Annotated in this window: 1 pseudogene; it reads left to right on the top strand. The window is 35.6% G+C overall.

Annotation, left to right across the window (positions count from 1 at the left end):
* Positions 1-220 precede the first annotated feature (220 nt).
* Positions 221-855 (top strand): annotated as a pseudogene (locus VSA01S_RS19830) (hypothetical protein); the annotation flags it as partial.

Below are 855 nucleotides of genomic sequence, written 5' to 3'. Positions count from 1 at the left end.
ATTTTTAATTCTATATCTAATATTTTAGGTTTCTTAATTACATTTTATTAGTTTCTCATTCTGTTTATATCACTTTAAACATTATTTTTTGTTGTTATTTTTATCTAAACCCACTTTTGTGGGGACGATTACTAATTACCAAGTCGTTAAATTTAAGTCTTATCAGCTTAAGTTATCACCGTGACCTTTTTATTTAATGATTTGGTCACGGAGATCTCTCATGAATTCTAATGTTCGCTTTATTCCTAGCTCAAAACTATCAAAAGCAGAGCTACCTTTTGTTCTTACTCCTGATGAGTGTATAGAAGTATTTGCGCGGGTGCGAAACCCCAATGATATTGTGAAAAGTTTACCAAACGAACTTTCGCAGCGGATCTCGTTGTCTGCAAAAAATTCCACTTCCGGATTGTTACAATCTATGGAAGCTGAATTGGTTAAAGTAGACTGGATCGCAATCTCTAATACTCCTCGTAGAGGGTCATTAAGTGATGCTCAAATTAATCGCTATCCAAAGTTAAAAACGTACATTCAATCGGTGATTTATACAGGTAAAACAAAGGTTAATAAAGCAAGTTATCAACCTGTAACTGATGATGTCGTTTTACCAAAAGACTATATTTACGTACCTTCCGATCCGATACCTGAGAACAAAATTGTTGTTGAAGTAGCGGGGCAAAGTCCTGCGAGTAATGCGGCTTTCTATCTCAGCAAAAGCAATGACTTATCAGAAAAAATTACTCAAGCTAAATCTGACAAGAAAGTGAGCCACCGCAGTTTGGTTGAATTTAAGCAACTGGAATCGGTCCCTCGTGATTTGTATCTACATATAAAGATGCAAGGTCATCCTAATCCGCT

This window comes from Vibrio sagamiensis NBRC 104589 (assembly GCF_007990935.1).
Taxonomy (GTDB): Bacteria; Pseudomonadota; Gammaproteobacteria; order Enterobacterales; family Vibrionaceae; genus Vibrio; species Vibrio sagamiensis.
The sequence above is the reverse complement of the archived record's forward strand: the minus strand, read 5'-3'. Positions and strand labels throughout refer to the sequence as shown.